Here is a 24,333-nt window from a genome sequence, read left to right as displayed (position 1 = left end):
ATTGCCACCTGAATAGCTTTATCTTTACCAAAGATAGAATTCGGGAAATCCAAATATGACGCTTCCACCAAACGTTCATGACGCCGAACCCATCCCAGAAGCAGCAAAAGAAGCCATCGACGCCCTGATGCAGTCGGGCGACTTGTTTCGCTATACCGCCCCGCAAGATGCCCCGGTGGCTTTGCTGGAGGCCGAGTTTGCCGAACTGCTGGGCACAAAATACGCTCTCGCTGTTTCATCCTGCTCTGCTGCGCTGTTCCTGTCGCTCAAGGCACTGGGTCTGCCGCGCGATGCGCGCGTCCTGATCCCCGGCTTCACTTTTGCGGCGGTTCCTTCGTCAGTCATCCACGCGGACTGCATTCCGGTTCTGTGCGAAGTAGGCGAGAATTATCGCATCGACATGGCCGATTTCGAAGCCAAGTTGGATAGTGTTCAGGCGGTGATCATCAGTCACATGCGCGGCCACACTTCTGATATGGACGCGATCATGGCGCTGTGTGACGCGCGTGACATCCCTGTGATCGAAGACGCCGCGCATTCGCTGGGCACGACCTGGCATGGCAAAAATATCGGCACCATCGGCAAGGTCGGCTGTTTCTCGTTTCAATCCTACAAGATGATCAATGCGGGCGAAGGCGGTATTCTAATCTCAAACGATGCTGATCTGGTGGCCCGTGCCGTCATCATGTCGGGCGCGTACGAACATAACTGGAAGAAACACAAAGGACCGCACGGCGACAACTCGCCCGAGTTGGAAGAGGCCTTCGTCCGCTGGCAGAACAAGCTGCCGCTTTATAACCTGCGTTTGAACAACCTGAGCGCCGCTGTGATCCGCCCGCAGATCCCAGAACTGGCCCGTCGTGTTCGCGACGGTCTGGCGAACCACGACTATGTTGCCGGACGCTTGAATACCTCACCGCATATCGACGTACCAGCGCCACTGCCCCCCGAGCAGCGCGCACCAGATTCGATTCAGTTCAATCTGGTTGGGTTGCAGGAACACGAGATTCGCGCATTTGCCGCCGCAGCCGAGGCGCGCGGCGTCAAAGTTCAGGTCTTTGGCCTGAGCCAGGACAATGCACGCGCCTTCTGGAACTGGCAATTTCTGCCGGAAACGTTCGAGCTTCCGCAAACACGTGACATGCTGATGAAAGCGTGTGACGTCCGACTGCCCGTACGCCTGACACGCGCAGAGCTGGACGTGATCGCGGATATTCTGCTGGCTGCCGTCGGCGAAGTGACCGGCCCAATGCCGGTCTACGGCACCTGAGACTAAAACTGGCCCACTTAATTGGTGGGCCTTATACTCGGGCTCAATTCAATTCAGCTTTGAAAGCTTCTGTTGTAGTTCAGCTAACTGCTTCTTGATATCGTCAAGATCCTCTTTCGGCTTTGACTTTTCGCTTTCCTTCTCTGGCGAGGACCATCTGCCAGACAACCCACCTGTCATAGCCTTCAAAAATGCCTGCTGCTGCGCTTGCAACGCGTCAAAACCCGGCATCTGAGACATCGGGTTCATGGCATTCATGTTTTCCATCATCTTGCTTTGGCTTTCGCGCAGCATATCGAACGAGCTTTGCAGGAATTGCGGCATCATGCCCCCGCCCGGCAGCATGTAGCTGCGCACCAGATCATTCAGAACATTGACCGGCAACACATTCTCGCCGCGGCTTTCATGTTCAGCAATGATTTGCAGCAGATACTGCCGTGTCAGGTCGTCGCCGGATTTCAGGTCGATGATCTGTACTTCGCGCCCGTCACGGATGAATCCCGCGATATCTTCGAGCGTCACGTAATCGCTGGTCTCGGTGTTATACAGCCGACGGCTGGCATAGCGCTTGATCAGCAGCGGTTTATCTTGGTCCGACACCGGGTTCCCTCCCCAAGGATGATGCGTTGCAGCACAGGTTATGCGAGTGCAGCACAAAAAGAAAGGGCAGGTCAATGGACCTGCCCAACGCGATTGCACCTATAGGGAGGGTCGGGTGCGTTTCGCTGACTTTTCTTACTTCGCAGCAGCAGCTTTTTTAGCGGCTGTGGTCACGTCGTTGGTTGCTTTTTTAACAGCAGCGGATGCTTCTTCCGCAGCTTCTTTACCAGCAGCCATCAGCAGTTCGACGGTTTCGGTCTGAACTTTTTTTGCGATTTCTGCGAAAGCGGCCATGTTCTCGGCTGCAACTTCAGCAGACGCGCTTGCGAAATCGGTTGCTGCTTTTGCGTAGTCGGCAGGCTCTGCCTTGGCTTTCGACATCTCGGTCAGTTTGGCCAGCGTGTCTTTGGTCCATTTGCTCGAGATCTCTGCCGATTTCTCAGCTGCTTCCAGAGCAACGCCCGACAGCTTTTCATTCAGCGAAGCGGTCGATTTGAATGCGCCTTCCATTGCGGTTGTGTCCACAGGGAATGCACCCATCATGTCTTTCATGATCGCGGTAAAGTCTTGGGTCTTAGCCATTGTCATAATCCTTTTAGCCAGTCCGGGCCCACCCCGGGTTTCATTAGCTTGAGGACAATATGATTGCTGCAACGCAGCATTGCAAGTATTTTTTTGCTGCATTGCAGAAAAATTTAAGTTTCAGAATGAAATCAGGTGTTTGGTTTTGCCACTACATACGTTCCGGGTGCAGCAGCCAGGCTCGGGTGCTTCGAATCGCCGGGTTTGCGGGCCGGTACCTGCTTGCCCGACCGCTTTTTCAGCCAGGCATCCCACATGGGCCACCATGACCCTTCATGAAAGTCGGCTTCCTTCAACCAGGTGGCGGCGTCTGGTTTCAAATCCGGGTTAGTGTAATGCCCGTACTTTTTCTTGCTGGGCGGGTTCACAATACCCGCAATATGACCCGACTCGGAAACCACGAAAGTTTTTGATCGCGAGCCCATCTTTTGCACACCGCGATAGCAGTCTTTCCATGCCGCGATGTGATCGGTTTCGCATGTGATGGCCATCAGGGGCACATCAACGTCACCAAGCTTTAGCTTATGCCCCAGCAACTCAAAGCCATCGGTGGCAAATTCGTTGCGCTGGCATAGTCCACGCAAGTACTCAACCGCCATTTTCGCAGGCAGGTTGGCTCCATCACCGTTCCAGTACAGCAGATCAAAGGCTGGGGGCACTTCACCCATCATATAGCTGCGAATGGCCGGGCCATAAATCAGGTCACGTGATCTCAGGAATGACATAGTGCGCGCCATGATCCACGACCGCAGAACACCTTCCTTTTTCACTTCTTCTTCGATTCCGTCGATAAAATCGTTTTGAAGGAAGGGCGTGAACTCTCCCTGATCGGAAAAATCCGTCAATGCGGTGAACAGGGTCGCCGATTTGACCGACTTGTCTCCTCGCTGTTTCAGCAGAGACAGCGTCAGGCTCAGGGTGGTGCCCGCGATGCAATACCCCACAGCGTTGACCTGTTTGACCTTGCAAATCTTCTTGGCCGTCTCGATTGCAGTCAGGAAACCGTCCTGAATGTAGTCTTCCATGCCTGTTTCGGCATAGCTTTCGTCCGGATTGACCCAGCTTACAACAAACAGGGTATACCCCTGTTCGGTGATCCATTTGATCATGCTGTTCTGGGCTTTCAGGTCCAGAATATAGAACTTGTTGATCCAGGGCGGAAACAGAACAATCGGGGTCTCGTAGACCGTTTCAGTCGCTGGCTTGTACTGGATCAGTTCCATCATCCGGTTGCGATAAACCACCTCCCCCGGCGTCGTCGCCAGGTTACCGCCGACCTCAAAGGCACTTTCATCTGCCAGTTTGACGACCAATTCTCCATTATTGGCCTCAAGATCTGACACAAGGTTTTCCAACCCCTTGATCAGTGACTGGCCCTCGGTTTCGACCGCTTTTTGCAAGGCATCCGGATTGGTCGCCAGAAAATTTGTCGGCGCCATCATGTCGACGATTTGTTGCGAGAAATATTGCAGCCGCCTTTTGTCTTTGGCATCCAGATCATCCACGGACGCAACAGCCTGCGCGATTGCTTGCGCATTGGTCTGGTATTGCTGGCGGATCAGACGGAAATAGGGATTGGTCTCCCAAAGGGGGTTCGAAAATCGCTTGTCTTCCGGCTTGGGTGCCTCGCTTTCCGCGTCAGACGCAGTCAGTGCTTTCTGCGCCTCGGCAAAGTTCAACACTGACTTGCCCCAAAATTCTATCTGCTGTTCCAGCAACTTGGCGGGATTTTGCCAAGCCTCGGCCCAATAGGCACTTGCTGCTCGTGCGAAAAGCTCTTGATTCGGGCCGTCCAGCGCGGGCGTGTGGGGCCGTTTTACAGCCATGACCTCAATCAGGCGCTTCGATAACTTCTCGACCTTATCCATATTTTCTTTAAGGCGTTCAATGTGTTCTTCGGATACGTCTGGCATGTGGTCTTCACTAGTTGTCATTTTAACAATTCCCCCCTAACCTCGCTGCTATGCAGAATAACGTCGTGGGTGCTGGGGGGCAAAGCGACGAATGGTCCGAACTATCAGGCTGACACTCAGGAGGCCCCATTTATGCGCTACATGATGACCTACGACCTGATGGAAACTGCGCGAAACACCAACCAGTGGCTTGGTGCAACCGCCAGCGCGATGGCGTCTTATCCGATGTTTTCCATGGTGCCGAACCCCGCATTCAACTGGATGGCCGCCTGGGGTGAAGTGACCGAGCGTACGTTCCAGCGGATGGTGGCAAAGCCCGATTGGGGTATTCGCACATTCACCTGCGAAGATGGCAAGGACCACCTGGTTGAAATCACGACTGTTCTGGAACGCCCTTTTGGTGATCTGGTACATTTCCGCGTCAATGGCCGGAAAGAACAACCCCGCAAAGTGCTGTTGGTTGCCCCGATGTCCGGGCACTATGCAACGTTGCTGCGCTCGACGGTGAAAAGCCTTCTGGTCAATTGCGAAGTCTACATCACAGATTGGCATAATGCGCGCGATATCCCTGTATCCGCAGGTAAATTCGATGTCGAAGACTACACGCTCTATCTTGTAGATTTTATGAAAAAGCTTGGGCCAGACACCCATGTTGTTGCCGTTTGCCAACCTGCGCCTCTGACATTGGCCGCAACGGCATACCTGGCCGAGATTGAACCCAAAGCGCAGCCAAGCACCCTGACGCTGATTGGTGGCCCCGTCGATCCGGACGCCACGCCGACCGATGTGACGGACTTCGGCCGTCGCGTCACCATGGGCCAGTTGGAAGAAACAATGATTCAGCGCGTTGGCTTCAAGTACAAGGGCGTAGGGCGCATGGTCTATCCGGGACTGCTGCAATTGGCCTCGTTCATGTCCATGAATGCAGACCGTCACTCCAAAGCGTTTTCCGACCAGATTCAGCGCGTCATGCGGGACGAGGCCTCAGATCAGGATGCGCATAACCGCTTCTACGACGAATACCTGGCCGTTATGGACATGACGGCCGAGTTCTATCTTTCGACGGTCGAGCGGGTCTTTAAGAATCGAGAGATTGCGAGAAACGAGTTCGTGGTCGCGGGTCACAAGGTGGACATCAGTAAGATTACTGATGTTGCGGTGAAGACTGTCGAAGGTGCAAATGATGACATCTCTGCACCCGGCCAGTGTATTGCCGCGCTGGATTTGTGCACCGGCCTGCCCGACAGTAAAAAGGCAAGCCACGTTGAACCCGGCGCCGGTCACTATGGTATCTTCGCAGGCCGCAGCTGGCGCGACAACATTCGTCCTCTTGTGATTGATTTCATGAACGAAAATGCGCGAAAACCAAACCGTCGCGCGGCCAATTCCAACAAGGTTGCCTAACCGAAATGAGTGGGTCAGCGCAAAATGGCCTTACCTTTTCCTGCCAATGCGGCAACTTGCAGGGACGCATTTCACCCCGCGGTGTTCAGCAAGGGACACATGTTGAGTGTTTCTGTCACGATTGCCGTGCCGCTCAACTATATTTCAAGCAACCCGACCCTGCACCTGCGCCTGTCGAGATTTTTCAGATCGCACCGGATGAGATCGAAATCAGCACCGGAAGTCAGTATCTTGCGGCGATGCAACTCAGCCCCAAGGGCATGCTGCGTTGGTACGCCAGTTGCTGTAACGCACCTTTGGCGGCAACGCCCAAAACCGCGAAACTCCCGTTTGCTGGCGTTATCGTCGGCAGGGTTGCGGGTGGAGCTTCGACGCTGGGACCCGTCACGACACGTGGGTTTGTTCCCCAACCGGACGGAAAGCAAAAGCACGAAAATCCCGGCCCCGCCATTTTTGGGCTGTTGCGCAGGGCCGCCGGATCGCGCCTGTCCGGGCGGTGGAAGAACACGCCGTTTTTCGACCAAAAAACTGGTAAACCCGTGGTGACGCCAACTGTCATTTCAAAGACCGAACGCGCGACGCTTTACCAGTAATCAAACCGGTGCTGGGCGTCCAACCAGGTTTGCAGCGCCTCATTGACGATGCCGGGTGTTTCGAGCGTCGGCAAGTGACCGGCCTTTTCAATAACCAGCAGTTCCGCTCCGGGAATGAGCTCTGCCATGAAAGAATGTCGTTTGACCGGTGTCAGAGTGTCATGCGCTCCGCACAGAACCAACGTGGGCACCTTGATGCGACGCAATGCGGCTTGTTGATCCGGGCGGCGTTGCAGAGCACGCATCTGACGCACGAAGGTTTCAACACCCAAATCCTGTGCCATTGCCAACAAGCCGTTCAGGATGGGAATGCGCTGCGGGCCCGGTGCCAGCGTGTCGGACCCCACAAGTTTCCGCAGGACCTCCTCCAACCGGCCACCCTGCGCGCCAATGATCAGGTCTTCGCGACTGGCAGCCATTTGAGGCGTGTCCGCCTGTGCATCAGTGGCCATCAGGCACAGGCGTGACACACGTTCCGGTGCCCGGCGGATCAGCTCTAACGCGACCACACCACCCATGCTTAATCCGGCCAGTGCAAACCGATGTGGAAGCTGGTCCAGCAAACCCGAGGCGATCTCTTCGATACGCTCACCTGCTGAGATTGGCGCAACGGTTACGGGTCGCGTCCGCGAAAACACCTCAATCTGAGGGCGATACAGTCGGGCATCGCACATCAGTCCAGGTAGCAGTACCAGCGGCTCGATCACGCAGGGGCTCCATATGCTCGGTATTCCGAGCCCTTGGGTTTGTAGTCAGGTTGAGAATTTATCACATTCAAACAAGCGGAACGTCACGGATAGGCGATTGCCCGAAAAGCCGGAAAGTCAGCATAGCGGGACCGTCGTGAAGCCGCACTTTCCTCGGGCTCAGCGCCCGGTTTCAGAAGGCATCCGCGTGGCGCAATGTAGCTGTCAATCCGCCGCTGCGGTTTAGGGCGCCACACCAGATTGAAAGCGCAGAGTTTCGGAAAAAACCAGATTTCGGAATAATCCAGGTGATCATGCATCCACCATGCCAAATCCCGCCAATCCCGGCCCTGCGCAAACTGATCCGCAAACCAGGGAATTACAACAGACGCCCCGGCAATCCGCGCATCCCCGTCCCCACGATCCCAGATGTGGCATTCCAACGGGTGATCATTCCGGGCGCAGTTCAGTTTGTTTTCATTGCCAAACCTGTTTAGCGACGGTGAGCGATAGCCCGAGCGCACAGCGATCCTGCCAAAGGTCTCTTCCAGCGGGTCCAGCAGAGTTTCGCAGAACGCACGTCCTGTCTCGATAGCCAGATCCGGGTTGTCTGGAATGTTCTGTTTCTGGTGAAAGTTCCCGATCTCGGAATAGAGGAAATCGCGCATGAAGAAATACCGGGACAGACGAACGCGCCCCAACGTCTCAAGGCTCCACATACTGCCCGGCTTACGCATCGTCCCTCGACCCGAGGCCGCCATCATTCCACCCCCAGCCCTTTTAGCCAGTCCAGAATACCGGCCACAGCCGCGTCGGTCTGCCCTGGCGACATCAGGCGACCGGCAATAACATGGGATGACGGATCATCCTCAGGGCCCATTGTCACCAATTTGACGGATGTTGGCGCACCCCACGCTTTGGCGACCTCGTGTGTGCGGTCAGGGCGCACCACCTGATCGTTGTCCGAGAACCAGAACAGCACGGGCACCAGGGCATTCGAGAAATCCAGCGCATAGACTTTTTCGACCAGAACGGACATCGGCACGACCGACTCCCACGGATAGACGGTAGACCAATATTTGTTCTTTTCCGGGTCTGGCCCCGATACATCGCGTTCGTCCCCCATCAGGACCGGCAACCAATCCCTTGCCCATGGCAAAGTGGGGATCCATGCCACAGACGTGTTGACCCCGAAATTGGGAGAGACAAAGACCATGCCGACAACATCTTTGCTGAGGCTGGCATCCAAAGCGGCGGCGGCTGCAAGCGTCGCACCGGTCGACGTTGAGATCACGATCACCTTGTCCCCAACAGCACGTGCGGCTGCCAATCCCTCGGCAGTGTCCAGCATCCAGCCCGAGGCAGTGCCTTCTGCCATGGCTGATCCGGTTCGCCCGTGACCTTGCAGGCGTGTGTAAACCAGATTGGCCCCCAACGCGTCTGCTACAAGGTCTGGTACTGGCCGGATTTCCTCGGAACTTGCTGAAAAGCCATGGATGTAAAGAACGGAATACGGGGTGCGCCGCTCGTTATGGCCATCTTGCCAGATTACTCGTTTTTCGACACCCGGAACGATATCGTCAAACGCGGCTTCGGTGCTTTCGAAATAAACCTGTACGCCCTCACCAAACTTGCGCGGATCAAAGCTTGGGTGCAGGTTCACCTCTTCGCGCGGGCCAAACCAGTAGACAAGGCCGCCGGTGGCAATCAACGCAAGGAACAAGCGCCCCAGAAGCCATCCCAAACGCCGCATTACGCGTCTCCCAACACATCCAGAACCGCCGCCTCGATCAAGCCAAGACATGCATCATCCGAGAATCTGTGATCGGCATCCTTGACTAAAAGAAGCTGCATGTCCGGCCCTGTTGCATGGTCCAGCAACCGAACGGCCGTTTCAGTCGAAACGGCTGTATCCGCTGTTCCCTGCAGGAAACGAACCTTGAACGGCAGGTTCAACGTGTCGCGCAGAACAAGACGCTGCCGCCCATCTTCGATCATCCGTTTGGTGACGATATAAGGCTCCATGTAATCGGACGGCAACTCGACATGCCCGACCGTTTCCAGGGCGGCTTTCTGGTTATCGGTGAATGAAGCCCAATAGCCATCTTCCGTGAAATCCGGCGCGGCGGCGATCGTGACCATACCTGCTATCCGGTCCGGCATGGCCTTGGCCAGCAAAAGCGCCTGCCACCCCCCCATGGACGAGCCGACAACAATCAGCGGCCCCTTGGTCAAGGCATCGACCGCAGCAACAGTGTCCTCATGCCAATCCCCAATGCAGCCATCCGTGAAAGCACCAGAGCTTTCGCCGTGACCGGAATAATCAAACCGCAAAAAGGCCCGCCTCCGCGCCTGCGCCCAAGCTTCCAGATGGACTGCCTTGGTGCCTTCCATATCCGACATGAGCCCACCCAGAAAAACGATGGTCGGCCCTGCCCCTTCGGTCTTGTGATAAGCCAGTCGCCGCCCCTGCGGCGTCTCCAGAAAATTCGTCGCTGCCATGAAACCTTCTTTCCTTTTACTGCATCATGCACGCCCCACCCCCGAGTGCAATTCCGCCCACTTCATCTTTTTTCAAATACTCCGGGGAGCGCGAGGGGCTGGCCCCTCGCCCCTACACTTGACACAGGCATATCCACCTGCCACATCAGCCAGACGCAAATAACCCGCAACCGGGCGTTCAGTGGGCGCCAAACCGACGAGGAGAGCCGACATGGCCCTGGATTCAAAATCCGTCTCTCTCACTTTCCCAGATGGCAACGCACGTTCCTATGACGCAGGGGTTACGCCTGCGCAGGTGGCTGCCGATATTTCAAGTTCGCTGGCCAAAAAGGCCATCTCAGCCACCGTTGACGGCAAACACTGGGACCTGCAATGGCCCATCGAAGCCGATGCACAGATTGCCATCCACACCATGAAGGATGACGTCCAGGCCAACGAGCTGATCCGCCACGATCTGGCCCACATCATGGCCCGCGCCGTGCAGGAAATCTGGCCTGCGACCAAGGTCACCATCGGCCCCGTTATCGAAAACGGCTGGTATTATGACTTCGACCGGGAAGAACCGTTCACGCCCGAAGATCTTGGCCTCATCGAGAAAAAGATGAAAGAGATCATCAACAAGCGCGACCCAGTCACCACCGAGGTTTGGGACCGCGAGCGGGCCATCGAGTTCTACAAGGCCAACAATGAGCCCTATAAGGTTGAGCTGATCGAAGCCATTCCTGGGGATGAGCCGTTGCGCATGTACTGGCACGGCCACTGGCAGGATTTGTGCCGCGGTCCGCATCTGCAACATACCGGTCAGGTTCCCGGTGATGCGTTCAAGCTGATGTCCATCGCTGGCGCCTATTGGCGCGGCGACAGCAACCGCGCGATGTTGCAACGCATTTACGGCGTGGCCTTCACCGGCAAGGAAAAGCTGAAAGACCACCTGCATATGCTGGAAGAGGCCGCAAAGCGCGACCACCGCAAACTGGGCCGCGAGATGGACCTGTTTCACATGCAGGAAGAAGCCCCCGGTCAGATTTTCTGGCACCCCAATGGCTGGACCATCTACACCCAGTTGCAGGACTACATGCGCCGTCAGCAGCGCAGGGGTGGTTATGTGGAGGTAAACACGCCGCAGGTCGTTGACCGCAAGCTTTGGGAACGTTCAGGCCACTGGGACAAGTACCAGGAAAACATGTTCATTGTCGAAGTCGACGAGGAACATGCCCGCGAAAAGGCCGTCAACGCGCTCAAACCAATGAACTGCCCCTGCCATGTCGAGATTTTCAAGCAAGGTCTGAAATCCTATCGCGACCTGCCGCTACGTATGGCCGAGTTCGGATCGTGCAACCGGTACGAACCCTCTGGCGCATTGCATGGCATCATGCGGGTGCGCGGGTTCACGCAGGACGACGCCCATATCTTTTCAACCGAAGAACAGATCGAGGCGGAGACCGCCGAATTCATCCGTTTCCTCAGCGTGATCTACAAGGATCTGGGATTCGAGGATTTTTCGGTGAAGTTCTCTGACCGCCCCGAAACCCGCGCCGGATCGGACGAGGTCTGGGACAAGGCCGAGGCGGCGCTTTTGTCCGCCACCCGTGCCGCCGGGATCGAACCGGAACTGAACCCGGGCGAAGGTGCATTCTACGGGCCGAAACTGGAATTCGTGCTGACGGACGCCATCGGGCGTGACTGGCAATGCGGCACCTTCCAGGTCGATTTCGTTCTACCCGAACGGCTGGACGCCACCTATATCGGCGCAGACGGGGCCAAGCACCGCCCCGTCATGTTGCATCGCGCCACGCTGGGATCCTTCGAACGCTTTATCGGTATCCTGATCGAGGAACACGCAGGCAAATTGCCGTTCTGGCTGGCCCCGCGTCAAGTCGTCGTCGCGTCCATCACATCTGACGCGGACGAATATGTCGCCGAAGTGGTCGAAACCCTGCGTTCTGCGGGTGTGCGGGCCGAGGCTGACATCCGCAATGAAAAGATCAACTACAAGGTCCGTGAGCATTCGGTCGGCAAAGTACCTGTCATTCTGGCCGTCGGTCACCGCGAAGTTGACGAACGCACCGTTAGCGTGCGGCGACTGGGTGAAAAACAGACCCAGGTACAACCGCTTGATGCTGTAACAAATGAGCTGGCACGCGCCGCCACCCCGCCAGATCTGCTGTAACAAACAGCACCATATCCAAAAAAATCCGACCCCTCATATGGGGTCGGATTGTAACATTTCACCCTTTCTTCATCAAAAACAGTGTATTACGCTGCAAGGGGGCAGGCCGCCCCATGACGCGCTTGTGAGACACGGGCTCGTGAATTCAACTCTGCCCACCAAGCCACTACCTTTGTCATTGTCACAAGCAGACATACCCAGTCATCAAGAGGATTACCGAGATGTCGAAAACAGCTAAATCCCTGGTTATCGCAACCGCAGTCGCAGCCGCCGTATCGGGTGCCGCAACCACAGCCAGCGCACAAGCAAAAGAAAAGTGCTATGGTGTATCGCTGGCCGGTCAGAACGACTGTGCCGCAGGCCCCGGCACCACCTGCGCAGGCACCTCGACCGTTGATTATCAGGGCAACGCATGGACCCTGGTTGACGCAGGCACTTGCGCCGACATCGAACTGCCTGCGGAAGCAAACGGCACGCCGCGCAAAGGTTCGTTGGAAGCGCTGGAACGCGACCTGCCGGCATAAGATTGGCCTGACGATTTCAAGGGGCGGGCACCATCGCCCGCCCTTTCCCTTTCGTGATCAAGGAACTGGCCCATGTTGGATGACAGCCACCGGTCAAACCGCCTGCCCGCAGCACCGGGCGTTGGCTACAAGCCGCAGCATTTTGCTCAGATACTTGAACACGCACAGCCCGTTGCATGGCTGGAGATCCATGCCGAGAACTATATGGGCGACGGCGGGCGGCCCTTGGCGCAGCTGCGCCACCTTTCCGAACATTTCCCAATCTCGGTCCATGGCGTTGGCCTGTCCATTGGCGGTGAAGGCGCGCTGGACCCCGATCATCTGGCCCGGCTGAAACACTTGGTCGGCTGGCTGAACCCCGCAAGCTTTTCCGAACATTTGGCTTGGTCCACCCATGACAGCCATTTCTACAACGACCTGCTGCCCCTGCCCTATATAGACGAAACTCTAGCGCGGGTTTGTGAACATATCGATCAGGTCCAGCACACTGTCGGGCGGCAGATGCTGCTGGAAAATCCGTCCAGCTATCTGGCCTTCGAGGAAAGCACCTGGTCCGAACCTGATTTCCTGAGGGAGATTGCAAAGCGCACCGGATGCGGCCTGTTGCTTGACGTAAACAATGTCTTTGTCTCAGCCACCAATCTGGATTTCTCGCCGCAAGGTTATATTGACGCTTATCCGCTTGAAAAAGTGTCGGAAATTCACCTTGGCGGCCATGATGAGGATGAAGACGATCACGGTCATCCGCTGCTAATCGACAATCACGGACGAGAAGTGGTCGACCCGGTGTGGGCTCTGCTGGATTATGTGCTGGAGCGTTCGGGGCCAAAACCCGTTCTGATCGAATGGGACACGGATGTGCCGGATTGGCCCGTTCTGCGGAATGAGGCCGTTCGCGCGCAATCCGCTCTGGACCGGATACCGGTATGAGCGTTTCGCAATCTGAATTCCGCGCGGCCATGATGGATGCGTCAGCGCCCGTTCCCGGTGGATTACTGGATGGCGGCGCGCGACCTGCCGGTCGCAGGTTCAGCGTGTACCGCAACAATGTTGCGGTGTCGCTGACCGAGGCGATGCATCAGGCGTTTCCCGTGATTGCCAAGTTGCTAGGGGCGCAGAACATGGATGGGCTGGCCGGGATTTTCCTGCGTCAACATCCGCCCTCCTCTCCGCTGATGATGTTTTATGGCGAGGCGTTTCCTGATTTTCTGGCCGGAATGCCTCAACTTTCCCACCTTGGATACCTGCCGGACGTGGCCCGGTTGGAGATTGCCTTGCGCAAGTCCTACCACGCCGCCGACAGCGAACCTGCACCGGCAGATGTCCTAGCGGTCGAGCCCGAACAGGTCATGCAGGCCCGGTTGCAGTTTGCACCGGCCATGCAGTTGATCCGCTCGGACTGGCCCATTCATGCAATCTGGCGCCTCAACATGGAAACCAATGCTCCGAAACCGGATGCACGGGCCGAGGATGTGTTGATCACCCGCGCCGAATTCGATCCCACACCCAATCTGCTTCCGGCAGGTGGTGCAGATTGGATCGCCCATATGCTGAGCGGCGACACAATCGGTGAAGCATTTGAAAAAACGACTGCCGAACTGCCTGAATTTGATCTTGGAACCACTCTGGCACTGCTGTTGCAGGGCGGTGCAATAACCTCTGTGACTATCGAAAGGCTGGAGACATGACTGCTTTGATCTCAACCTACAATAACACCATGGGAAAACTGGACCTTGCGTCTGGCTGGTTGACCCCTACGCTGGCACGACTGGTCTTTGTTGCGGTTCTTCTGGTTTATTACTGGAACTCAGCCATGCTGAAGATCGACGGATCGATCTTTTCGCCTTCGGCAGGTGCCTTTGGTCAGATATTCCCAAAAGCGGCCGAGGCTGTTCTTTATGACGTCTCCCAAATGACGTTCTTCCAACGCATCGTCATTTTCATGGGAACAATTGCCGAATTTGTTCTTCCGACCCTTCTTCTGGTTGGACTATTCTCGCGTCTGGCGGCTTTGGGCATGATCGGTTTTATCTGGGTACAGACACTTGTCGACGTCACCGGCCATGGCGTGAAACTGGGCAGCCTGTTCGACGCGGCGCCGTCCCTGATGGATCAGCGCACGATGTGGACCTTCCTGATGCTGGTGATCGTCATCAACGGCGCAGGGCCGATCTCGCTCGACCGGATCCTGCGCCTTAAGTAACTTAGAAATGTGCCTTGGGCTGGTCCGGTTTTCCCGCGGCCAGTCCAAGTATCCCGGCGATCCCGGCAAATGTGATCGGGAACATGGTGAAAACACCAAAACCAAAGGCGTAGTACATCGCAGCCGCTGACCCCAGCAACAAGACCCCGCCAATCAACGCGCGCGCTGGCGCCATGGCCCCGCCCGCGATTGCAAGCAAGGGCGCGATAATCGAAATGGCTTGTACCATATCGGGATTGTCGACCTGGCTTAGAACTCCGTCAATTTCACCGACATGGTCGACCACGACCACCTTCGCATAGCCGAAGAACCCGACGATCATTCCGATCAACCCGGCGATTACACCCAATAACATTGCGGCATTACGCATTGAAAATCCTCATTGTAGCTTTCACGCAGATAAGCACCCGTTCAGGAAATGCCAAGCTGAGCACGGGTTTCAGCTGTCCAACCCAACAACAGCCTGCCATCGACTTCGATCAATGGGCGTTTCATCAGGGTCGGGTGCTCTTTCAAAAGCTCCAAAGGGGGCTTGGCACGCTGGGTTTCGTCCAATCCGCGCCATGTCGTCGATCTGGTATTAAGCAAGTCATTGCCGAACTCGGCAAAGGCCCGTGACAGCACCGAACCCGGCACACCGTCGCTGCGTACATCAGAAAATTTGACGTCTGGCAGCGATTTCAATGCCTTGCGACAGGTGTCACAGTTTTTCAATCCATAAAGCTGCATGTCTTTGACGCTCCTGCCCATGCTTTGATTTTAAGCAATCTTGCCCGCTTCTTGCGGTTATTCTTGATTTTTTACTTCACCGTGCAATGTTGAAAAAGGCGAAACACACGAATTGGACTGTTCAGCCAGTGCCAAAACAACTTTTTCGTGGTGACGCTGACCACAGCCCCCACCAATTTGTGGGACAATGCGTAAGTAGAAGGAGACACGGGACATGCCAACCGGCACCGTGAAATGGTTCAATACCACTAAAGGCTATGGATTTATTGCCCCTGACGAAGGGGGCAAAGATGTGTTTGTACATATCTCGGCCGTAGAACGGTCCGGCCTCACCGGACTCGCAGACAACCAAAAAGTTTCGTACGAGTTGCAGGACGGACGCGACGGCCGCCAAATGGCAGCTGATTTGAAACCACTGTAACGACATCCCGCTAAACACGCGGTTGATCATTAAGGATGACGGCCAATTTCCGGCCGTTATCCATCCCCCACCGGTTTCGTTCCATTACCCTCGCGCGGGCTTGGCGTCGGCGTGGGTATTCCAGTTTTCGCCCATGGCAACGATGCAGGATGTGCCTGTCGCGTAGGTGACAACCATGGTCCAGTCCCCGTGCTGACTTGCCCAGACTTCCATAATCTGTTCCGGCCCGCGAACACCCGATGCCACGCGCCGCGCACCGAACTGCCTTTCCAGTTTCTGGTGCAACCGGGGCGTCGGTTCGCACAAAACCTCAGCTATGGGGGACTTGGCCTGCGCAGGCAAGGCGAGACCAAGAAACAGACATAACAGAGCAAGATGCAAAATGCGGGCCATGGAACAAGTGTAACAAATCCATGACTACACGTATAGACAAAAGCTATGCAGATCGTCAGCTCTATTTGCGAATGATCGCCTCGAACTCACGCCACTCGCGCGCTGTCATCCCCGAGTTTTCTTGCGTGACCGCCTCTCCTGCCAGCATGCGTTGCAGGCTTTCGACCATCTGGGCAGACAGGTTCACCGCACCCAGCCGGTAATCCTCGAACGCCTTATACGCAAACGGCACCCAATCAGCGACGATCTTGCACATCGCCTCGGCATAAACGCGGATTTCATACTGAGCATGCGGGTCGGCCCGCAGGCGCAGGAAGTGGAACAGATTATGCAGATCCACCTTCCAATACCATTGCGTATAAACGTTTGCGGGTAGGTTCATGCGGGCCAGTTCACGTGCTAGCCCCTGTTGCCCGTCCTGGCTGATCATGGACTCGTAATTGTCATAGCACCGCGTGCTGTCGGCCTTGAGGGTTTCCAATACGCGAGCGGCCTCTTCGCCTTCCAACGTTGCCCCACGGCCCTGATTGTTCACTTCGGATTGTGCCGCCACATGTTCTGGGGCTGGGATATAAAACTCCCGATCCAGAATTGAATACCGTGCCGAGTATTCATTCACATTGGCGGTCCGGTGCCGGATCCACTGCCGCGCCACGAACACAGGCAATTTCACATGCAATTTGACTTCGCACATTTCGAATGGCGTGGAATGCCAGTGCCGCATCAGATACCGGATCAACCCCTCGTCATTCTGAACGGATTTGGTGCCTGTGCCGTATGAAACGCGCGCAGCCTGACAGATGGCCGCATCGTCCCCCATATAGTCGATCACGCGGACAAAGCCATGATCCAGAACCTGATGCGCCGTGTACAGGTGGTCTTCCATTCCCGCCGAGACAACTCGACGCGTGGGATGCGATTGCGCGCGTTGCGCGTCGATCTCGGCCTGTTGGTCAGGGGACAGCGGCATCGAATCTTCCTTTCTGGCAATGAGTCGCCCACTACTATATATCGCCGATCCCGACACAGGAACCGCGATATATGCCGCAACCGGCGCAAAAATCAAATTGCTGCCGAGGGCTCTATCGACACATCGAGGCGGAGCGCTAAGCTCTTGGCAATGTGAGTCGAAAAAGGATGGCCGAAATGGCGCTGAAATATCTTCACACCATGGTCCGCGTGAAGGATCTGGAAAAATCCATGGCATTTTACGAGCTTCTGGGTCTGAAAGAAACACGTCGGTATGACAGTGAAACCGGCCGATTTTCTCTGATCTTCATGGCCCCTCCGGGACAGGAAGAGGCGCCGATCGAGTTGACGTACAACTGGGACGGCGATGACGCGCTGCCAGCCGACAGCCGTCACTTCGGCCATCTGGCCTACGGTGTCGACAATATCTACGAGGTTTGCCAACATCTTCAGAACAATGGCGTTACGATCAATCGCCCGCCAAGGGATGGTCGCATGGCTTTTGTTCGATCGCCCGACAACATCTCGGTTGAGCTTTTGCAGAATGGAGAAGCACTGGAACCAGCCGAACCCTGGGCCAGCATGGAGAGCAGTGGTCACTGGTGATCCGTTGGCTGATAGCGTTTGGGCTGGTCGTTCAGGCCAGCCCTGTTAAGGCCGAGCAATGCCGCTTGGCGCTGGCCTTGGCGATGGATATTTCCGTTTCAGTCGATGAGGCTGAAGATGTGTTGCAACGGCAGGGGTTAGCCGCCGCCTTGATTGCACCCGAAGTGCAAGAGGCCTTCTTTTCTTCACCGATGCCCGTTGCCCTGGCGGTATATGAGTGGAGTGGCCGCTCAACCCAAAATGTCGTCCTGAACTGGACAATGATCGATGACGTGGGTGATCTGCTGTTCGCATCCAGCCAGGTCAGCCAATCCGTCCGATCTGACAGCGGATCGGCAACAGCTATGGGCTATGCGTTGGCATACGGTGCAAGTCTTATGGAGCAAGCGCCGCAATGCTTGTTTCAAACCATTGACCTGTCCGGCGACGGCACGAACAACGATGGCTATGGGCCGCAGATCGCCTATCGGCACTTTCCCTTTCAAAACACTGTCGTGAATGGGCTTGTGATCAACGCAGCCGATTTCGAGGGAGAATTGTTCCTGATCCCTTTCTTCGAAAATAATGTCCTGCACGGGCCCGGCGCCTTTTTGGAGATTGCGACCGGGTTTGAAGATTTCGAGCGCGCCATGCGAAAGAAACTGAAACGGGAACTGAGCGGTCTGCAAATCGGTGCATTACGGAATGAAGGCCCATGATACGTCAGGTGGTCGTCTTTCTGGCTTGCCTGATATCAGGACCTGCCTTTGGCGAATGCCGGCAGGCCCTTGCGCTGGGGCTGGATGTGTCGGGTTCGGTGGACAGCCGGGAATACAGGCTGCAACTGGACGGGCTGGCGTCGGCCCTGAGCCGCCCCGAAGTCAGCCAGCTGATGTTGTCGGACGGCGCAACCTCCTTACGTCTGGCGATCTTCGAATGGAGCGAGCGGGGACATGAACGGATGCTGTTGGAGTGGACAGAAGTACGGTCCCCCGCCGACCTGATCGCAATCAGTGATCGTTTGGTCCGGACCTCGCGCAGCACAGCGCCGCAGGGAACGGCGCTAGGGTCGGCCATGTTATTTGGCTCTTCCCTGCTTGATCAGCAAAGGGGGTGCTGGCGCCGTACGCTGGATCTGTCCGGTGATGGCAAACATAACCTCGGACCGCATCCACGTGATGTGAAAGCCAGTTTGCGACATGACGGGATCACAATTAACGGGCTGGTGATCGGCGCCGACGATCCGAAAGAAGGTGATCGGAGATATGTTCAGGTCGGTGAACTTTCAGCTTACTATTCAGCCTGGGTCATTTTGGGGCCAAACGCGTTCGTAGAAGTGGCGCTGGGCTTTGAGGCGTATGAAGAGGCCATGACCCGCAAACTTCTTCGTGAGCTGGACAGTCTTGTCCTGTCTGACGCCCGCCACTGATCAATAGATATACCTTATCTGATCCGTCCAGTACCGTTCAACGCGACGCAGCGAACTGGTGATATCTTCGATGCCTTCAAGCCCAAGCACCCCCCTGCCTTGCAGGCCTTCGGCGTGACGTGCAAACAGCTTGGACACGATATTGCGGATTTCCCTGCCTTGCGGCGTCAGGCGCACGCGAACTGAACGGCGATCAATCTCGCATCTTTGGTGGTGCATATAGCCCATCTCAACCAGTTTCTTGAGGTTATAGCTGACATTGCTGCCCTGATAGTACCCACGGCTTTTCAGCTCGCCTGCCGTGACTTCGTGATCACCGATATTGAACAGCAACAACGCCTGAACCGCATTGATTTCCAATACGCCGACGCGCTCAAACTCATCCTTGATGACATCCAGCAACAACCGGTGCAGTCGCTCCACAAGGGCCAGCGCCTCAAGATAGCTGGTTATGAAACCCTTAGTCTCTGGCGTGGAGACCTGCATTTCCATACTCATCCGACCCTCCGATTCAGTCGCGCTGTTTGACACACGATGAACCGAAAATCCGAAAAATCGGTTAAGCGGAACTTTGCCTTATTTCTGAAAGGTTTGAGCTATGTCTGCAATCAGGCTGGCAAATCGCGCCGGAGGCTGCACCTGCCCTGTAACCCATTGATAAAGGTCCTGATCGTTTTCATGCAACAGCGCGTCATAGACATCCAGACCGTCGGCATCCATGTCGGCCAGGTTGCGCCCCGCATAGGCGGACAGGATAATGTCCATCTCTTTGATGCCGCGTCGCATCGACCGCATTTGCATGCGCTTGATACGCACATCCCGGGGTTCGCTCAATTCTTCTGCTCCAGCATCTGACGCATTTTCTTTTCCAGACGCGCTGCACGTTCAGAACAGGCGCGCATTTCCGCACGGATGGCGCGCAGTTCGGCCACGGCCGAGGACAGTTCCATCCCGCCTTCGCCCTCATCCACGGGCGCATCCATGCCGTCGCCCTCGCCGGTCAACAACCACATGATTGAGACATTGACCATGCCCGCCATCATTGACAGCCTGTTGGCCCGGGGTTCGGACAGATCGTTTTCCCAATCTGAAATTGTCGCCTTTTTGACCCCAAGACGCCGCGCCAGTTGCGCCTGCGTCATTCCCGCGGCTTCGCGTGCGCCTGCCAGACGGTCTCCGAATGTCGCAGAATCCGGACCGTACCAGTCGTTTTCATCATTCATTCGGGTCTCCATCTCACATTGTCTATACTGCTTGATCGTCACTCGGACGCACCCTATGACAGTCGGGCTGAACATACAAACCGAGGCCGAGCATGAGTTTTCTGTCTGCGACACTGTCACGCGTCAAACCTTCACCCACCATCGCCATGACAGCCAAGGCAGCCGAGCTGAAGGCCGCCGGACGTGATGTCATCGGCCTAAGCGCTGGTGAGCCGGATTTTGACACGCCCCAGAACATCAAAGACGCCGCTGTTGCGGCCATCGCAGCAGGCAAAACCAAATACACCGCGCCGGACGGTATCCCCGAGTTGAAACAAGCGGCATGTGCCAAGATGAAACGTGACCACGGGCTGGACTATTCGCCGGCCCAGATCTCGGTCGGGACCGGTGGCAAGCAAACGCTGTACAATGCTCTGATGGCGACGATGAATGAAGGCGACGAGGTGATCATCCCTGCACCGTACTGGGTCAGCTACCCCGATATGGTGCTTTTGGCCGGTGGCACCCCTGTTGTGGTCGAGACGACGCTGGAAAACAGTTTCAAGCTGACCCCAGAACAACTGGAAGCCGCCATCACGCCCAAGACAAAGTGGTTCATCTTTAACTCGCCTTCGAACCCAACGGGCGCAGGGTACAGTCGGGATGAACTGAAGGCGCTGACCGATGTTCTGATGCGTCATCCGCATGTCTGGATCATGTCGGACGACATGTACGAACATCTGGCCTATGACGGGTTTGAGTTCTGCACCCCGGCCGAGGTTGAACCCGGCCTATTTGACCGAACCCTCACCTGCAACGGGGTTTCAAAAGCCTATGCCATGACCGGTTGGCGCATCGGTTATGCTGCCGGTCCGGTCGAAATCATCGCGGCCATGCGCAAGATCCAGTCGCAATCCACCTCGAACCCCTGCTCGGTCAGTCAGTGGGCTGCCGTCGAGGCCCTGAACGGAACTCAGGATTTTCTGGCCCCGAATAACGAGACATTCAGGCGCCGGCGCGATCTGGTGGTTCGGATGCTGAACGAGATTGATGGCGTCACCTGCCCCACACCCGAGGGGGCCTTTTATGTCTATCCGTCAATCGCCGGATTGATCGGGAAGACGACGCCCGCTGGGACCGTTCTGGTAGACGACGAAGCCTTTGCAACCGCACTTCTGGAAGAGGCCGACGTGGCCGTTGTATTTGGCGCCGCCTTTGGCCTGTCGCCGAATTTCCGCGTCAGCTATGCTACGTCCGACGCGGCACTGACCGAAGCTTGCAGCCGCATCCAGCGTTTTTGTGCTTCTCTGAGGTGACCATGTCCGCCGAACTGCCTGAGTATTACTTTCGCATACGTGAAAACGGTGCTGCGGTGTTTCGGATCGATACGGAAAACCGTCAGCGCCGGATCGAGATGGACCAGATTGCCGTCATCAATATCCGCAATGGCGAGGTCAAGCCGCACGGGCAGCGGACGTTGTCAGACCGGGATCAGGCCGAGATTGCCCAATGGATGGAAGAGCGCCGGGCCCTGCTGGCCCAGCGCGACATTGACGATATCCATCGCGCGGTCGACTATCTGAATCTGACCACGCAATGGGCACAGTCCAAGGCAAGCGACACGCAGCTGGAGGATGTGACAGACAGGTTATTGATGGCCATGCACGACCTGCGTACGGTACTGGTGCGAAAAAAGGCAGATCGGCTGGACAAAGACTAGGCGGGCTCGGCCGATGCCTGTATCTGCTGTACCGAATACATCCAGAATCGGGTCATGAGAAGCACGGCTGCGAAGGCGAGACCAAGCACCAGGCCCAGCCAGACGCCGATGCCGTCCATATGACGGACAAAGCCGAAATAATACGACGCGGGAATCCCTACGACCCAATAGCTGAGCGCCGCCATGACCATTGGGATCTTGGCATCCTGCAACCCGCGCAGCAGGCCCAGCGCAATCACCTGCGCGCCGTCGACCAGCTGAAACAACGCCGCCATGGCAAGCAATCCGGTACCGATAGTCAGGATTTGGCCCCGCTGCGGGTCATCTGTTTCCATGAACAGGGAAATCAAAGGCTCGGCGCAGGTCAGGAACAGAATGATGGTTGCCACCGACATGACCAGCGACATACCAGTCACGGAAATTGCGCCCTTTTCCAGATGCGCCCTGTCCCGACGACCCAGCGCATTGCCAGCCCGGATGGTCGCCGCATTTGATAACCCCAGGTGAACCATGAAAGTGGCTGAAGCCAGATTCAGGGCGATCCCATGCGCAGCCAGCGGGACCTGACCCAGCCAGCCCATCATCACCGCAGAAGTCGCGAACAGTGAAACTTCGGCCAATGTGGTCAAGCCGATGGGTACACCCAACTTCCATACGCTGGAAAACATTTCCCAATCCGGTCGCCAGAACCGTTGGAATAGGCTGTGCTCCGGCAACGTCCGGATCACATAGATAACGACCGCGATCAGCGAAACAACTTGTGTCGTGATTGAGGCGATTGCCGCCCCTGTCACGCCCAGTTCGGGGGCACCCCAGTTGCCGAAGATCAGCGCATAATTGGTCAGCCCGTTCACAGCCGCCGCCGCAATTGTGATCCACAAAACAATCTGCGTTCGCTCCAATGCCGCCAGATAGCTTTTCAACACCATCACAATGAGGGCCGGAAACAATCCCCAACCGGCAACTCGCAGATATTCGGCTGCGGTTTCAGCAATTTGCGGTTCCTGTTTCATGGCGATCAGGATCGGATAGGACCACCACAGCAAGGGCATGACAACCACGGCATACAGCAACGACAACCATAGCCCCATCCGGGTCGAGCGGCGAATGCTGGTTTCATCCCCTTCCGCCGCCGCTGTGGCAACCATGGGCATGACGGCCCATCCAAATCCCGCACCAAACAAAAACAACACGAAATAATAACTGTTGGCCAAGGTAACGGCCGCCAACGCCTCGACCCCGTACCAACCCAGCATGATGGTGTCGGTCAAGCCGATTGCGTATTGCGCCAGATGACCGCCAACCAGTGGCAGGCCGAGAACGGCAATTGCCCGAAAATGGGCCGGGTATGTCATCACCTTTGTCATCGCTCCAGCCATATGCGCGGCTTTGGCGCGGGACAAGAGCGGATCTGCAATATTTCAGATTGAGACTTTGGTGCCCGACCTTTCCCTGTGGCCGGGCATTTTGATGCTCAGCGGGCGTCGGGATGCAACGCGGTGCCCAGAATATGCTCGGACCGGTGAATAACGTGATGCGCCTGCCCTACGATCAGCGGATCAGGCTCGCACACGATATCGTGATCCTTGCCAGGGTAATCCAGCGAGGACAGGAAGTGACGCATGCAGTTCAGGCGTGCGCGTTTCTTGTCATTTGACTTGATAATCGTCCAGGGTGCGTCAGCCGTATCCGTGTAAAAGAACATGGCTTCTTTCGCCTCGGTATAATCATCCCACTTGCTGAGGCTCGCCTTGTCGATGGGCGACAGTTTCCATTGCTTCAAGGGGTCGGTTTCACGGCTTTTGAAACGGCGTTGCTGCTCTTGCTGTGTAACCGAGAACCAGTATTTGTATAGCTGAATGCCCGAGCGCACCAACATCCGTTCCAACTCGGGCGTTTGCCGCATGAACTCAAGATATTCGTTGGGCGTGCAGAACCCCATGACCCGCTCCACACCCGCGCGGTTGTACCAGGACCGGTCATAGAACACCATCTCGCCCACGGTCGGCATCTCTTGAATGTAGCGCTGGTAGTACCACTGGCCTTTCTCTTCCCAGGTGGGTTTGTTCAATGCAACGACACGGGCCTGACGCGGGTTCAGGTGCTCCATGAACCGCTTGATCGTACCCCCTTTGCCGGCGGCATCGCGCCCTTCGAACAACAAGACAAACCGCTGCCCCGTTTCCTGCGCCCACAGCTGAACCTTCAAAAGCTCGGCCTGCAGATTGGCTTTTTGCGTCTCATACACCGACCGGGCCATTTTGCGGCCATAGGGGTATTTCCCACTTTCAAACGCCTGCCGGATTTTCTCGGGGCTGGGCGCTGAAGGGTCGGTGTCTTTGGTGAGCGTGGTCTTGATCTGGGTGGGTTCTGCGTTGGTCGTGGCAATGGCGTCCATACATCCTGTCCTTTTCTACTGTCCTGAAGGGTGGCTAGCA

Annotated in this window: 30 protein-coding genes; 14 read left to right on the top strand and 16 right to left on the bottom strand. The window is 56.3% G+C overall.

Annotated features, from left to right (window positions below):
• Positions 1 to 55 precede the first annotated feature (55 nt).
• Positions 56 to 1,270, top strand: coding sequence for a DegT/DnrJ/EryC1/StrS family aminotransferase (locus ACR0EK_RS00240; RefSeq protein WP_209503430.1), 1,215 nt, complete (start codon positions 56 to 58; stop codon positions 1,268 to 1,270).
• Between the two features lie 48 nt (positions 1,271 to 1,318).
• Here the strand turns inward: ACR0EK_RS00240 and phaR are convergent, their stop codons facing one another.
• The 3 genes from phaR to ACR0EK_RS00225 form a co-directional block, all read right to left on the bottom strand.
• Positions 1,319 to 1,870, bottom strand: coding sequence for a polyhydroxyalkanoate synthesis repressor PhaR (gene phaR, locus ACR0EK_RS00235; protein ID WP_480564142.1), 552 nt, complete (start codon positions 1,868 to 1,870; stop codon positions 1,319 to 1,321).
• A gap of 135 nt (positions 1,871 to 2,005) precedes the next feature.
• A complete protein-coding gene (locus tag ACR0EK_RS00230; RefSeq protein WP_209503426.1) occupies positions 2,006 to 2,452 on the bottom strand; it encodes a phasin family protein in 447 nt (148 codons plus the stop codon).
• 131 nt (positions 2,453 to 2,583) lie between these two features.
• The gene (locus ACR0EK_RS00225) at positions 2,584 to 4,386 is read right to left on the bottom strand and encodes a PHA/PHB synthase family protein (RefSeq protein ID WP_480564139.1); all 1,803 of its coding nucleotides are present in this window, start codon (positions 4,384 to 4,386) and stop codon (positions 2,584 to 2,586) included.
• Positions 4,387 to 4,497: 111 nt separating this feature from the next.
• Between ACR0EK_RS00225 and phaZ the strand changes: the two genes are divergently transcribed.
• Both phaZ and ACR0EK_RS00215 read left to right on the top strand, forming a co-directional pair.
• On the top strand, positions 4,498 to 5,769 hold the full coding sequence (phaZ, locus tag ACR0EK_RS00220; protein ID WP_480564135.1) for a polyhydroxyalkanoate depolymerase: 1,272 nt from the start codon (positions 4,498 to 4,500) through the stop codon (positions 5,767 to 5,769).
• A gap of 5 nt (positions 5,770 to 5,774) precedes the next feature.
• Complete coding sequence (locus tag ACR0EK_RS00215) at positions 5,775 to 6,362, top strand: DUF6151 family protein (RefSeq protein ID WP_480564132.1); 588 nt, start codon at positions 5,775 to 5,777, stop codon at positions 6,360 to 6,362.
• Here the strand turns inward: ACR0EK_RS00215 and ACR0EK_RS00210 are convergent.
• The 4 genes from ACR0EK_RS00210 to ACR0EK_RS00195 form a co-directional block, all read right to left on the bottom strand.
• Positions 6,353 to 7,069 carry an alpha/beta fold hydrolase gene (locus ACR0EK_RS00210; protein WP_480564129.1) on the bottom strand — a complete coding sequence of 239 codons (717 nt, stop codon included), beginning with the start codon at positions 7,067 to 7,069 and terminating at the stop codon, positions 6,353 to 6,355. The genes ACR0EK_RS00215 and ACR0EK_RS00210 overlap by 10 nt on opposite strands.
• An 83-nt stretch (positions 7,070 to 7,152) precedes the next feature.
• On the bottom strand, positions 7,153 to 7,767 hold the full coding sequence (locus ACR0EK_RS00205; RefSeq protein ID WP_480484272.1) for a hypothetical protein: 615 nt from the start codon (positions 7,765 to 7,767) through the stop codon (positions 7,153 to 7,155).
• Between the two features lie 41 nt (positions 7,768 to 7,808).
• The gene (locus tag ACR0EK_RS00200) at positions 7,809 to 8,801 is read right to left on the bottom strand and encodes an alpha/beta hydrolase (RefSeq protein WP_480484196.1); all 993 of its coding nucleotides are present in this window, start codon (positions 8,799 to 8,801) and stop codon (positions 7,809 to 7,811) included.
• The gene (locus tag ACR0EK_RS00195) at positions 8,801 to 9,550 is read right to left on the bottom strand and encodes an alpha/beta fold hydrolase (RefSeq protein ID WP_480484197.1); all 750 of its coding nucleotides are present in this window, start codon (positions 9,548 to 9,550) and stop codon (positions 8,801 to 8,803) included. Before ACR0EK_RS00195 ends, ACR0EK_RS00200 begins: the two co-directional genes overlap by 1 nt.
• A 211-nt stretch (positions 9,551 to 9,761) precedes the next feature.
• Between ACR0EK_RS00195 and thrS the strand changes: the two genes are divergently transcribed.
• The 5 genes from thrS (at position 9,762) to ACR0EK_RS00170 (ending at position 14,447) form a co-directional block, all read left to right on the top strand.
• Positions 9,762 to 11,720, top strand: a complete 1,959-nt coding sequence (thrS, locus tag ACR0EK_RS00190; protein WP_480564126.1) for a threonine--tRNA ligase — start codon at positions 9,762 to 9,764, stop codon at positions 11,718 to 11,720.
• Positions 11,721 to 11,941: 221 nt separating this feature from the next.
• Positions 11,942 to 12,244, top strand: a complete 303-nt coding sequence (locus ACR0EK_RS00185) for a BufA1 family periplasmic bufferin-type metallophore (RefSeq protein WP_267365389.1) — start codon at positions 11,942 to 11,944, stop codon at positions 12,242 to 12,244.
• A gap of 72 nt (positions 12,245 to 12,316) precedes the next feature.
• The gene (gene bufB, locus ACR0EK_RS00180; RefSeq protein WP_480564123.1) at positions 12,317 to 13,174 is read left to right on the top strand and encodes an MNIO family bufferin maturase; all 858 of its coding nucleotides are present in this window, start codon (positions 12,317 to 12,319) and stop codon (positions 13,172 to 13,174) included.
• Positions 13,171 to 13,932, top strand: a complete 762-nt coding sequence (locus ACR0EK_RS00175) for an HvfC/BufC family peptide modification chaperone (RefSeq protein WP_480564120.1) — start codon at positions 13,171 to 13,173, stop codon at positions 13,930 to 13,932. The genes bufB and ACR0EK_RS00175 overlap by 4 nt, the downstream gene beginning before the upstream one ends.
• Positions 13,929 to 14,447 (top strand): DoxX family protein, encoded by a 519-nt coding sequence (locus ACR0EK_RS00170; RefSeq protein WP_480504609.1) that lies wholly within the window; start codon positions 13,929 to 13,931, stop codon positions 14,445 to 14,447. The genes ACR0EK_RS00175 and ACR0EK_RS00170 overlap by 4 nt, the downstream gene beginning before the upstream one ends.
• A gap of 1 nt (position 14,448) precedes the next feature.
• Here the strand turns inward: ACR0EK_RS00170 and ACR0EK_RS00165 are convergent, their stop codons facing one another.
• Positions 14,449 to 14,817 carry a hypothetical protein gene (locus tag ACR0EK_RS00165; RefSeq protein ID WP_480564117.1) on the bottom strand — a complete coding sequence of 123 codons (369 nt, stop codon included), beginning with the start codon at positions 14,815 to 14,817 and terminating at the stop codon, positions 14,449 to 14,451.
• Positions 14,818 to 14,858: 41 nt separating this feature from the next.
• The gene (locus ACR0EK_RS00160; RefSeq protein WP_480484202.1) at positions 14,859 to 15,176 is read right to left on the bottom strand and encodes an ArsC/Spx/MgsR family protein; all 318 of its coding nucleotides are present in this window, start codon (positions 15,174 to 15,176) and stop codon (positions 14,859 to 14,861) included.
• A gap of 214 nt (positions 15,177 to 15,390) precedes the next feature.
• Here ACR0EK_RS00160 and ACR0EK_RS00155 point away from each other — a divergent pair, with 214 nt between their 5' ends.
• Positions 15,391 to 15,597 carry a cold-shock protein gene (locus ACR0EK_RS00155; protein WP_008758035.1) on the top strand — a complete coding sequence of 69 codons (207 nt, stop codon included), beginning with the start codon at positions 15,391 to 15,393 and terminating at the stop codon, positions 15,595 to 15,597.
• 84 nt (positions 15,598 to 15,681) lie between these two features.
• Here ACR0EK_RS00155 and ACR0EK_RS00150 read toward each other — a convergent pair whose 3' ends face one another.
• Together ACR0EK_RS00150 and thyX are read right to left on the bottom strand one after the other, a co-directional pair.
• Positions 15,682 to 15,990, bottom strand: coding sequence for a hypothetical protein (locus ACR0EK_RS00150; protein WP_480564114.1), 309 nt, complete (start codon positions 15,988 to 15,990; stop codon positions 15,682 to 15,684).
• A gap of 61 nt (positions 15,991 to 16,051) precedes the next feature.
• A complete protein-coding gene (gene thyX, locus ACR0EK_RS00145) occupies positions 16,052 to 16,960 on the bottom strand; it encodes an FAD-dependent thymidylate synthase (protein ID WP_480484204.1) in 909 nt (302 codons plus the stop codon).
• Between the two features lie 176 nt (positions 16,961 to 17,136).
• Between thyX and ACR0EK_RS00140 the strand changes: the two genes are divergently transcribed.
• The 3 genes from ACR0EK_RS00140 to ACR0EK_RS00130 are packed head-to-tail and all read left to right on the top strand — an operon-like array spanning position 17,137 to position 18,973.
• Positions 17,137 to 17,565 carry a VOC family protein gene (locus ACR0EK_RS00140; protein WP_480564111.1) on the top strand — a complete coding sequence of 143 codons (429 nt, stop codon included), beginning with the start codon at positions 17,137 to 17,139 and terminating at the stop codon, positions 17,563 to 17,565.
• A complete protein-coding gene (locus tag ACR0EK_RS00135; protein ID WP_480564108.1) occupies positions 17,562 to 18,263 on the top strand; it encodes a DUF1194 domain-containing protein in 702 nt (233 codons plus the stop codon). The genes ACR0EK_RS00140 and ACR0EK_RS00135 overlap by 4 nt, the downstream gene beginning before the upstream one ends.
• On the top strand, positions 18,260 to 18,973 hold the full coding sequence (locus ACR0EK_RS00130) for a DUF1194 domain-containing protein (RefSeq protein ID WP_480564105.1): 714 nt from the start codon (positions 18,260 to 18,262) through the stop codon (positions 18,971 to 18,973). The genes ACR0EK_RS00135 and ACR0EK_RS00130 overlap by 4 nt, the downstream gene beginning before the upstream one ends.
• Here the strand turns inward: ACR0EK_RS00130 and ACR0EK_RS00125 are convergent, their stop codons facing one another.
• The 3 genes from ACR0EK_RS00125 to ACR0EK_RS00115 form a co-directional block, all read right to left on the bottom strand.
• Positions 18,974 to 19,471, bottom strand: a complete 498-nt coding sequence (locus tag ACR0EK_RS00125) for a MarR family winged helix-turn-helix transcriptional regulator (RefSeq protein ID WP_480484207.1) — start codon at positions 19,469 to 19,471, stop codon at positions 18,974 to 18,976.
• A gap of 78 nt (positions 19,472 to 19,549) precedes the next feature.
• Complete coding sequence (locus ACR0EK_RS00120) at positions 19,550 to 19,774, bottom strand: succinate dehydrogenase assembly factor 2 (protein ID WP_480565240.1); 225 nt, start codon at positions 19,772 to 19,774, stop codon at positions 19,550 to 19,552.
• A gap of 29 nt (positions 19,775 to 19,803) precedes the next feature.
• On the bottom strand, positions 19,804 to 20,196 hold the full coding sequence (locus ACR0EK_RS00115) for a helix-turn-helix domain-containing protein (RefSeq protein ID WP_267366820.1): 393 nt from the start codon (positions 20,194 to 20,196) through the stop codon (positions 19,804 to 19,806).
• Positions 20,197 to 20,288: 92 nt separating this feature from the next.
• Between ACR0EK_RS00115 and ACR0EK_RS00110 the strand changes: the two genes are divergently transcribed.
• Positions 20,289 to 21,491: a pyridoxal phosphate-dependent aminotransferase gene (locus tag ACR0EK_RS00110; protein WP_480484208.1), complete on the top strand. Its 1,203-nt coding sequence runs from the start codon at positions 20,289 to 20,291 to the stop codon at positions 21,489 to 21,491.
• A gap of 2 nt (positions 21,492 to 21,493) precedes the next feature.
• Positions 21,494 to 21,895, top strand: a complete 402-nt coding sequence (locus ACR0EK_RS00105) for a hypothetical protein (RefSeq protein ID WP_480473472.1) — start codon at positions 21,494 to 21,496, stop codon at positions 21,893 to 21,895.
• Here the strand turns inward: ACR0EK_RS00105 and ACR0EK_RS00100 are convergent.
• Together ACR0EK_RS00100 and ppk2 are read right to left on the bottom strand one after the other, a co-directional pair.
• The gene (locus ACR0EK_RS00100; protein ID WP_480565237.1) at positions 21,892 to 23,262 is read right to left on the bottom strand and encodes an MATE family efflux transporter; all 1,371 of its coding nucleotides are present in this window, start codon (positions 23,260 to 23,262) and stop codon (positions 21,892 to 21,894) included. The genes ACR0EK_RS00105 and ACR0EK_RS00100 overlap by 4 nt on opposite strands.
• A 107-nt stretch (positions 23,263 to 23,369) precedes the next feature.
• The gene (gene ppk2 / locus ACR0EK_RS00095) at positions 23,370 to 24,293 is read right to left on the bottom strand and encodes a polyphosphate kinase 2 (RefSeq protein ID WP_480484209.1); all 924 of its coding nucleotides are present in this window, start codon (positions 24,291 to 24,293) and stop codon (positions 23,370 to 23,372) included.
• Positions 24,294 to 24,333 lie beyond the last annotated feature (40 nt).

Source organism: Ruegeria sp. AE4 (genome assembly GCF_056542185.1).
The sequence above is the reverse complement of the archived record's forward strand: the minus strand, read 5'-3'. Positions and strand labels throughout refer to the sequence as shown.